This is a genomic window from Oleiphilus sp. HI0123 (assembly GCF_001635315.1).
Window position 1 is genome coordinate 1 of the sequence record NZ_LWGE01001369.1, and the last position, 1,983, is coordinate 1,983.

A 1,983-nucleotide genomic window follows, 5' to 3' on the forward strand; every position below is an offset into this window, starting at 1 on the left:
CCTTTGACGTGCTCTTCAGTTTTCTTGGCAAACTCCATTAGGCCGGGAGTGCTGCTCAGAATTTGCTTGCCGCCATCGCGCATCTGATTGTATGTTTTTCCTGACAGAATTCTCGCCAGATGGTTCTTCAAACCGCCTACGTTGTCCGAAATCGCCATGTCATTGTCATTTAAAATAACTAGCATGTCAGGAGCGATATCTCCGGCATGACTCATTGCTTCAAATGCCATGCCTGCTGTTAGAGCGCCATCGCCAATCACTGCGATAGACTTGCGAGAGCTGGACTGCATTTTTGCAGCCAGAGCCATGCCAAGAGCTGCACTGATTGAGGTGCTAGAATGCCCGACACCGAAGGTGTCGTATTCACTTTCTTCTCTTGCGGGAAACGCCGCAGGGCCGTCATGTTGGCGAATTTTTAATATTTGCTCGCGTCGGCCTGTTAGAATTTTATGAGGGTAAGCTTGGTGTCCAACATCCCATACGACACGATCTTCAGGGGTGTTAAATACGTAATGCAGTGCAACCGTAAGTTCGATGACGCCTAACCCGGCACCAAAGTGACCACCTGATTGTCCGACACTGTATAGCAGGTAGGCTCGCAGCTCATGGCTAAGCTGGGCCAGCTGTTCTTCCGATAGTAAGCGCAACTGAAAAGGTTCATTCACCTTGTCCAGCAATGGCGTATTGGGTCGTTGCAAAGGAATTTCTTGAAAGATCGGAAAAGTTGTATGCATTGGCTATAAATTACAGATAGATAGTAAGGGTCGAAGTATAACAGAAACCTTAAAGGGAGGAGTGCAGTTTTTACGACTTAATCGACGTTACACCTCTTACTTTATTCTGGAAATAATATAGTCACTAATCGCTGTAAGTTGCTGAACATTTTTGTCGCCGAGATTACTCAGCGCGTTGATAGACTCTTGGTGTAGCGCTATAAGTTTTTCTTTAGCGCCCTCTAAACCAAGCTGGGCAGGATAGGTCGGTTTGTTTAGCGCGATGTCAGCACCTTGGGTTTTTCCAAGTGTTTGGGTGTCACTGATAATATCCAGAATGTCGTCTTGAACCTGGAAAGCTAAGCCAATAGCCTGTGCGTAGTTGGTTAGCGCTTCATATTCTTGTTTCGTCACGCCTGACGGGCTGCTTAGCGCGCCTATTTGTACAGAGGCTTCAATCAGGGCACCAGTTTTATGTCGATGCATGTTTTCAAGCTGGCTCAGAGACAAGGTTTGCCCGACAGAGTTAAAATCGATTGCTTGCCCTAGCACCATTCCTCTGGCACCACTTGCTTTTGTCAGCAGCTGGATCATTTTGATCTGGCTTTCGAGACCAAAGTGTTTGGCTTGGCTGAGTAATTCAAAGGCCATTGCTTGTAAGGCATCACCTGCCAGAATAGCCGTGGCTTCATCAAACGCTTTATGGCAGGTGGCCTGACCTCTCCTCAAGTCATCATCGTCCATCGCGGGTAGGTCGTCGTGGATAAGAGAGTAGGCGTGAATAAATTCAATTGCACAGGCTGCATCCATTGCCTGCTCTGCCTGAACTGCAAAGCAGTTGGCTGTCGCTAAGGCTAAAATGGGTCGAATGCGCTTGCCTCCCATTAAGGTGCTATATCGGATCGCTTCGCCCAAGTGAGAGTTTGGCGCGCAAAACTGATCCAGGCGCACCTTAAGTGCTGTATTAATTTGAGACTGATATTCTCTCAGAAAGCTTGGGATACTACTTGAATTATCGTTCACGGTAAGAAGTCTTGTATTGATCGGGTCTTGGGCTAGGCGTCAGTATTGCTTTGCTCTTGGAGCGCATTTAACTCAAAGCCATTGTCGCTTTGAGTTAATACAGATACGCGTTGTTGAGCGCTCTTCAAGGTGTTTTGGCAGTCTTTGCTTAGCTTGACGCCTTGTTCAAAAGCGTCAAGAGATTGTTCCAAAGATAGCTGTCCTTGCTCCATTTTATTGACGATTTCTTCGAGAGCTTGTAGTGAAG

The 1,983-nt window shown here is 47.0% G+C and carries 3 protein-coding genes; all 3 read right to left on the reverse strand.

The window, feature by feature from the left end; translation table 11 throughout:
• A partial coding sequence (locus A3761_RS17235) for a 1-deoxy-D-xylulose-5-phosphate synthase N-terminal domain-containing protein (protein ID WP_231881249.1) occupies positions 1 to 734 on the reverse strand: 734 nt, incomplete at its 3' end.
• Positions 735 to 830: 96 nt separating this feature from the next.
• Positions 831 to 1,736, reverse strand: coding sequence for a polyprenyl synthetase family protein (locus tag A3761_RS17240; protein ID WP_068516336.1), 906 nt, complete (start codon positions 1,734 to 1,736; stop codon positions 831 to 833).
• A 32-nt stretch (positions 1,737 to 1,768) separates the two neighbouring features.
• Positions 1,769 to 1,983: exodeoxyribonuclease VII small subunit (locus A3761_RS17245; RefSeq protein WP_068750579.1), on the reverse strand; the 215-nt coding region annotated here is incomplete at its 5' end.